At 72.1% G+C, this 7322-nt stretch carries 5 protein-coding genes; 3 read left to right on the top strand and 2 right to left on the bottom strand.

The genetic code is table 11. From position 1 onward, the window contains the following. Positions 1–41: 41 nt before the first annotated feature. Positions 42–1049, bottom strand: coding sequence for a DUF8832 domain-containing protein (locus GKQ77_RS23420; RefSeq protein WP_258021816.1), 1008 nt, complete (start codon positions 1047–1049; stop codon positions 42–44). Positions 1050–1236: 187 nt separating this feature from the next. On the opposite strand from GKQ77_RS23420, the gene GKQ77_RS23415 reads away from it, so the two are divergent. The 3 genes from GKQ77_RS23415 (at position 1237) to GKQ77_RS23405 (ending at position 5161) form a co-directional block, all read left to right on the top strand. Continuing rightward, on the top strand, positions 1237–3555 hold the full coding sequence (locus GKQ77_RS23415; RefSeq protein ID WP_219690897.1) for a heavy metal translocating P-type ATPase: 2319 nt from the start codon (positions 1237–1239) through the stop codon (positions 3553–3555). A 175-nt stretch (positions 3556–3730) separates the two neighbouring features. After that, complete coding sequence (locus GKQ77_RS23410; protein WP_219690896.1) at positions 3731–4420, top strand: copper homeostasis protein CutC; 690 nt, start codon at positions 3731–3733, stop codon at positions 4418–4420. Between the two features lie 192 nt (positions 4421–4612). After that, on the top strand, positions 4613–5161 hold the full coding sequence (locus tag GKQ77_RS23405; RefSeq protein ID WP_219690895.1) for a DUF2165 domain-containing protein: 549 nt from the start codon (positions 4613–4615) through the stop codon (positions 5159–5161). On the opposite strand, the gene GKQ77_RS23400 is transcribed toward GKQ77_RS23405, so the two are convergent. Then, the gene (locus tag GKQ77_RS23400; protein ID WP_308117761.1) at positions 5158–7203 is read right to left on the bottom strand and encodes a HelD family protein; all 2046 of its coding nucleotides are present in this window, start codon (positions 7201–7203) and stop codon (positions 5158–5160) included. The genes GKQ77_RS23405 and GKQ77_RS23400 overlap by 4 nt on opposite strands. Positions 7204–7322 lie beyond the last annotated feature (119 nt).

Here is a 7322-nt window from a genome sequence, read left to right as displayed (position 1 = left end):
GTAGTAGGCGGGGGCGGTGGTGGTGGCCGTGGTGGTGGCGATCAGTGCTGGTGGCCGTCGCTCTTCGCCCCGTGCCCGCCGCCGTCCTTCTCCGCGTGCCCGCGCCCGTCCTTCTCCGCGTGCCCGCCACCGTCCTCCTTCTCCCCGTGCTCGCCCCCACCCGCGTGGACCGTGAACGCCGCCGTGCGGACCTTCCCCTCGTGCTTGAAGTCCAGGAACAGGCGGTACGCGCCCGCGCTCGGTGCCGTCGCCATGAAGGAGACGCCGGGGCCCGCCTTCGTCCTGCCGTCGCCGGGCTCGCCGTTCGGGTGGACGTGGAGGTAGGCGAGGTCGCCGGAGCGCAGGGCCACCAGGTGGCCGTACGCGCCCAGGTAGGGCTGGAGGTCGGTGACGGGCTTGCCGTTCTTCGCCACGTTCAGGGTGAGGTCGCCGCCCGCGCCCGTCTTCAGCTCGCCCTTCAGCGTGACGTCGTAACCGTCCACCTTCGCGGTCGTGCTGGGCGCGGGCAGCTTCTTCGGCTCGGAGTCGCCCGCCACCGCGAGGTCCGCGCCGAGCGTCAGGCCCTCCTTCGCGCCCTCGGGGCGGAAGTCGGCGAAGACGCGGTAGCCGCCCGCCTCGGGGAGTTCGACCGGGGTGGACCAGGTGCCGTCGGCCGCGCGGGTCGGGTGCAGATGGCGGTAGGTGGTCAGGTCGCGTGAGGCGACGATGAGGTGCAGCTCCTTGTCGTGTTCCTTCTCGTACGCGGTGACGTTCCCGCCCGTGGAGTCCTTGACGACGGCGAAGCGCAGCGTGTCCCGGCGGGCCGCCTCGATCCGTGAGGTCCTGAGGTCCAGCGTGTAGCCGCGCTCGGAGATCTGGAGGCCGCCGGGGGCGGTTTCCTCGCCGTGCCCGGCGCCCTTTTCCTCGTCGTGCTGAGCCGCTTCCTCGTGGTGCTGAGCCGCGGGCGTCCGGTCCGTGACGGGGCCGACGCCCTTGCCCACTCCGTACGCGGTACCGAAGGTCGCGGCGACGGCGGCGGCGAATGCGGTGATCTTCAGGCCGGTGTTCATGACGACTCCCTGACTCGATACTCGATGCCTCCGAAGATACCCCCTAGGGGTATCAAGTCAAGTCCGGGGCGTCGGGAGGTCCACTCTTGCGCTTCATACCCCCCAGGGGTATAACTGGTCCTCGTCAGGTTGATACCTACCCCGGGTATCGGGAAGCATCATGAGCGCGTCACGAGGAGCCCGCACCATGTCCACCACCACACCCGGCACCCCCGAGGCGGTCCCCACCGCTTCCACCGCAGAGGTGGAACTCGCCATCGGTGGCATGACCTGCGCCTCCTGCGCCGCCCGCATCGAGAAGAAGCTCAACCGCATGGACGGCGTCGAGGCGACCGTCAACTACGCCACCGAGAAGGCCAAGGTCAGCTACCGCGGCGAGGACGTCTCCGTACAGGACCTGATCTCGACCGTCGAGGCCACCGGGTACACGGCCAAGGAGCCCACGCCCGTACGAGACCACGGCGTCCCGTCCGGCGAGGAGGGCGAGGACGGCGAGGCACGCCGGAGCGACGGCGGCGACGACGCGTTGCGGCCGCTGCGCGAGCGGCTGGTCACCGCGGTACTGCTCTCCGTCCCCGTGATCGCGATGGCGATGGTGCCCGCGCTCCAGTTCGAGTACTGGCAGTGGCTCTCCCTCACCCTGGCCGCGCCCGTCGTGACGTACGCCGCCTGGCCCTTCCACAAGGCGGCCTTCACCAACGCGCGGCACGGCGCTGCCACCATGGACACGCTGATCTCGGTCGGCACCTCGGCGGCGTTCCTCTGGTCGCTCTGGGCCCTGTTCCTCGGCACCGCGGGCACGCCCGGCATGACGCACGCCTTCGAGCTGACCATCGCCCGCAGCGACGGCGCGGGGAACATCTACCTGGAGGCAGCGGCCGGAGTCACCGCCTTCATCCTCGCCGGGCGCTACTTCGAGGCCCGCTCCAAGCGGAAGGCAGGGGCCGCCCTCAAGGCGCTGCTCCAGCTCGGCGCCAAGGACGTGACCGTGCTGCGCGAGGGCGGGCGGGAAGAGACCGTCCCGGTGGGCGAGCTGAAGGCCGGCGACCGCTTCCTGGTCCGGCCCGGCGAGAAGATCGCCACGGACGGCGAGGTCGTCGAGGGCGCGTCGGCCGTGGACGCCTCCATGCTCACCGGCGAGTCCGTGCCCGTCGAGGTCGGCGAGGGCGACTCCGTCACCGGCGCCACCCTCAACGTCGGCGGACGGCTCGTCGTCGAGGCCACCCGCGTCGGCGCCGACACCCAGCTCGCCCGCATGGCCAAGCTCGTGGAGGACGCGCAGAACGGCAAGGCGGCGGCACAGCGCCTCGCCGACAAGATCTCCGCGGTGTTCGTGCCGGTCGTCATCGGACTCGCGCTCGCCACGCTCGGCTTCTGGCTCGGCAACGGCGCCGGTCTTACCGCCGCCTTCACCGCCGCCGTCGCCGTACTGATCATCGCCTGCCCCTGCGCCCTGGGCCTCGCCACGCCGACCGCCCTCATGGTCGGCACCGGGCGTGGCGCCCAGCTCGGCATCCTGATCAAGGGCCCGGAGGTCCTGGAGTCCACGCGCCGCGTCGACACGATCGTCCTGGACAAGACCGGAACGGTCACCACCGGCAAGATGACCCTGCTCGCCACGCACACCACTCCCGGTACCTCGGCTTCCGAGGTCCTGCGCCTCGCGGGCGCCCTGGAGCACTCCTCCGAGCACCCCATCGCCCGGGCCGTCGCGGCCGGCGCCGCCGAGCAGGTCGGCGCGCTGCCCACGCCCGAGGACTTCGCGAACGTGGCGGGACGCGGCGTGCAGGGCATCGTCGAGGGCCACGCGGTTCTGGTGGGCCGCGAGACGCTGCTCGCCGAGTGGGAGATACGTCTTCCGGTGGCGCTGGAGCGGGCGAAGGCGGAGGCGGAAGCGGCGGGGCGTACGGCCATCGCGGTCGCCTGGGACGGTGAGGCGCGGGCCGTGCTCGAGGTCGCCGACGCGGTGAAGGACACCAGCGCGGAGGCGATCGCGCGGCTGCGGGCGCTCGGCCTGACGCCGATCCTGCTGACCGGTGACAACAAGGCGGTCGCGGCGTCGGTGGCGGCGGAGGTCGGCATCGCGCCGGAGCACGTCATCGCCGAGGTGCTGCCGCAGGACAAGGTCGACGTGGTCAAGCGGTTGCAGGCCGAGGGCCGCTCGGTCGCCATGGTCGGCGACGGCGTGAACGACGCGGCGGCCCTCGCCCAGGCCGACCTGGGTCTGGCGATGGGCACGGGGACGGACGCGGCGATCGAGGCGGGCGATCTGACGCTCGTACGGGGTGACCTGCGGGCGGCGGCCGACGCGATCAGGCTCTCGCGGCGGACCCTGGGCACGATCAGGACGAACCTGTTCTGGGCCTTCGCCTACAACGTGGGGGCGTTGCCGCTGGCCGCGTCCGGGCTGCTCAACCCGATGATCGCGGGGGCCGCGATGGCCTTCTCCTCGGTCTTCGTGGTCGGCAACAGCCTGCGGCTGCGGGGGTTCAGGCCGCTGGCCTAGGCCGCCGGCCTGACGGGATCCGGGGTGAGGTGTTCTGCGCGTAGGCTGGATAATTGGACTAGACCTGTGTGACTGTATCGCGGTGCGTGTCCCGGTCGCGGTGCGTGTCCCGGTCACGGTGCGTGTCCTGTGGGCCGGGATCTCGACTCGACCCGATGAGAAGGAAGAGACATCCATGAGCAAGCGTGCAGTCCTGGAGGTGATCGCCCTCGACGCCGAGGACGCCGCCGCCGCGCAGGCCGGCGGCGCGGACCGCCTTGAGCTGGTGTCCGACATGGCCGCGGACGGCCTGACCCCCTCGCGGGAGACCTTCGCCGCGGTCCGGGCCCGCGTCGACATCTCGCTGCGTGTGATGCTGCGGCTGGCGGACGGGTTCTCCGCGGGGGACGTGGACGCGCTTGTGCGGCGGGCGGGTGAGCTGCGGAGCGAGGGGGCGGACGAGTTCGTCCTCGGCTTCCTCGACGAGGCGGGCGGTCCTGACCTCGGGGCGATCGAGACGGTGGTCGACGCGCTGGGCGGGTGCCGCTGGACCTTCCACCGGGCGATCGACCGTGCCGCCGACCGGGACGCGCTGCGGAAGGCGCTGGCGGATCTGCCCGGCCTGGACACGTACCTCACGGCGGGGGCCGCGGGCGGGGTCGACGAAGGGCTCCCCACGTTGCTCTCCGAGGCGGCGAGGAGGGGGGAGCCGGGTTACGAGCCTCAGCTCCTGGTGGGCGGTGGCCTTCGCCTCGATCACCTGCCGCGGCTTCGGGGGGCGGGGGTGGAGGCGTTCCACATCGGCGGAGCGGCTAGGCCCGACGGGTGGTCGGGCCAGGTCTCCTCGGCTGCCGTCGCGCAGTGGCGGACGGCGCTCGAGGGATAACCCCTTCGGGGGGCGGTGCGGATAGCCCCCTTAGGGGCGCGGGGAACTGCGCGATCAGCCGCGACGGACCTGCGGATGCGGGACGGTTTTCGCGTGCGGGTCCGTGTGGGTTGCGCGCAGTTCCCCGCGCCCCTGACGGGGCGCCTTCGTGAGGCCCGCGATAGAACTGGGCCCGAAAGGGAGGGGACCTCAATGACCGGACACCCAAGCCGTACGCAAGCCATCTGCACCGCCCTGCTCACCGGAACCGTCGCGCTCTACATCGCGCTCGTCGCGTTCGGGAACATCACGGACTTCGGCACCAACCAGCAATTCGTACGCCACGTCCTCGCGATGGACACCACCTTCAAGGACGACGACCTGATGTGGCGCGCGGTGGAGTCCACCGCGCTCCAGGACGCCGCGTACATAGCGATCATCGTGTGGGAGAGCGCCGCCGCACTCCTCCTCATCGCGGCGACGGCCCTCTGGGCCGACGCGATCCGCCGCCGCGCGGGCCACCGCAAGGCCCAACGCCTCGGCACAGCAGGCCTGTTGATGGTGCTACTGCTCTTCGGGGCAGGGTTCATCGGCATCGGCGGCGAGTGGTTCGCCATGTGGCAGTCCGAGAACTGGAACGGCCTGGACGCGGCGACCCGCGTCGTGACCCTCACCGGCATCGTGCTGATCGTCAACCTCCTGCCGTCCCCCGCTACTTCGGCGGACGGCAGCGTCGAAGAAAAGCAGCCCGAAAGACCCTAGCTGAGCTGCGCCGGCAAGTCCGCCGCGTGCACGACGATCAGGCCGGACACCGCGCGGGTCAGCGCCACGTACAGCCGGCGCAGACCCGTCCGCTCGTCGGGCTCGCCGTCGACAATGGCGGCGGGCTCGTCCAGTACCACGTAGTCGTACTCGAGACCCTTCGCGAGCGACGCCGGTACGAGCGTGAGCCGGGTGTCCGGCGTGGTCTCCTCGCCCGGCGCGAGGTACGTGATCCCGGCCGCCGTCAGGGCCCGCGCCAAGGCCGGCACACGCGCGTCCGCGGCGATGAGCCCGATGGACCCCTCCCGCCGCAGCGACTCGGCGCACGCCGCCAGGCAGGCCGCGTCCGGATCCTCGGCCCGCCGCACCGCGAGCGAACCGGGCGACTCCCGCACCGAGGCCACCTCCGTGAGCCCCGGCGCGATGTCGGGCAGCAGCCGGGACGCGTACGCGATGACCTCGCGCGGCACGCGGAAACCGGCCGTCAGCTCCTCCACGACCGCCTCCGGCTTGCCGAGATGGGCCAGGGCGTCGGCCCAACTCCGCGTCGCCCAGGGCGTGGTGCCCTGCGCGAGGTCGCCGAGCACGGTCGCCGAACCGGTCGTGCAGCGCCGCCCCACCGCGCGGTACTGCATGGGGGACAGGTCCTGCGCCTCGTCGAGTACGACATGCCCGAGGGAGTGCGTGCGCGAGACGAGATCGGTGGCCTCGTCGATCAGCACCGCGTCCGCCGCCGACCACTTGGCGGACTTCACGCCGCGCGCCGGCTTCGCCCACAGCACGGCCTTCTGTTCGTCGGCGCTCAGGACACCGTCGGCGTGCGCGGCGAGGAAATCGGCGTCGGAGAGCAGCCGCAGCACCAGCTTCGCGGGATCCACCGGCGGCCAGATGGCCTTCACGGCCGCCTTCACCGCGGGGTTGCGCGCGACCGCGTCCTGCACGCGGTCGTCCGGCGCCTCGCCCGACTGCTCCATGCGGACGAGGACCGCGTGGGCGATGCGCTGCGGCAGGGCGTCACGGGCGGCGCCGTAACGGATGTCGCGGGCCAGCAACTCCTGGACGATCTCCTCCAGTTCATACGCGGGAACGCGCCAGCGCCGGGAGCCGCGTACGACCATCAGGGGCTCGGTCGGCAGCGTGACGTGCGAGCGTACGGCCGCGCGCAGCACCCGCGCCATGCGGGCATCGCCCTTGACGAGGGCGGCGGCGGAGTCGTCCGTGCCGCGCACCTCCACGTGGGCGACGAGGTCGTCGACGGTGGCCTGCTTGACCTCCAACTCGCCCAGCGCGGGCAGGACTTGCTCGATGTAGTGGAGGAAGGAGGCGTTGGGTCCGATGACGAGCGTGCCGGTGCGGGCCAGCCGGTCCCGGTGGGCGTAAAGGAGGTAGGCGACGCGGTGCAGGCCGACGGCGGTCTTTCCGGTCCCGGGCCCGCCCTGCACGCACACGCTGCCGCTGAGTCCGCTGCGGACGATCTCGTCCTGCTCGGGCTGGATGGTGGCGACGATGTCCCGCATCGGGCCGACGCGGGGCCGTTCGATCTCCTGCTGGAGGAGCTTGCTGGCGCGTTCGTCCTCGGCGGGGTCGCTGAGGTGTTCGTCCTCGTACGCGGTGAGGTCACCGCCGGTGTACCCGAAGCGGCGGCGCAGCGCGATGTCCATCGGGTCCTTCTTGGACGCGCGGTAGAACGGCTGCGAGACGGGTGCGCGCCAGTCGATGACCATGGGGTCGCCGTCGGCGTCGTGCACGTGCCGCCGGCCGATGTAGAACTGCTCGCCCTCCGCGCCTTCCGCCTGGTCGGCGCCGGGGGCGTGGAGGTAGTCGAGGCGGCCGAAGAAGAGGGGGGTGTGGGCGAGGTCGGCGAGGGACTTGATGCGGTCGTCGATCTGGCGTTCGAGGACGGCGGCGTTCACCCAGTTGGCGGTGACGTCGCGGATGTCCAGGGCCTCGGCGTCCGCGCGCATCGCGCGCAGCGCGGCGCGGGATGCGGCGAGGTGTCCTCGCTCTCGGGCGAGGGGGTCGTTCTTTTCGTGCGCCTGCACGGGGTGCCTCCGGCGGTTCAGCGGGGTCGTGGCGGCCTCCGCGTCCGCGCTCCGCGCGGTACGGGCCGGCTCTGGCTGCCGCCCGGTTTCCGTCCGGGGGCGGCGGCTCTCCACTGGGG

It is taken from the genome of Streptomyces anatolicus, assembly GCF_019400875.1.
Lineage (GTDB): Bacteria > Actinomycetota > Actinomycetes > Streptomycetales > Streptomycetaceae > Streptomyces > Streptomyces anatolicus.
Note: the sequence above shows the minus strand (reverse complement) of the source record. Positions and strands in the feature narration are given on the sequence as shown.